The following is a 242-nucleotide window of genomic DNA, read 5'->3' on the forward strand; positions in this document are numbered from 1 at the left end:
TCTAAACAGCTTGCGCAGCTTTTCACCAGCTGTGTCCGCATCAACCAGGATAAATACTTCCTTATCATCAAGAAATTCAATCCATTCATCCAGTTTTGTATGACTAATCGTCCCATTAGTACATATAATTTCAATCGGTTCATTTACAATTCTTTGAACTTTATCTTTATCCGATTTTCCTTCGACAATAAGAACTTTGTCAACATACGAATCATTCATTATCCATCACCTAAAAGAAGTCG

Annotated in this window: 1 protein-coding gene; it reads right to left on the bottom strand. The window is 35.1% G+C overall.

What is annotated here, in order from left to right; genetic code table 11:
* Nucleotides 1-219 (bottom strand): toprim domain-containing protein (locus RYX56_RS24735; protein ID WP_336623200.1); only part of this gene is annotated, 219 nt, incomplete at its 3' end.
* Nucleotides 220-242 lie beyond the last annotated feature (23 nt).

The organism is Alkalihalophilus lindianensis (assembly GCF_032843265.1).
Taxonomy (GTDB): domain Bacteria; phylum Bacillota; class Bacilli; order Bacillales; family Bacillaceae_D; genus Alkalihalophilus; species Alkalihalophilus lindianensis.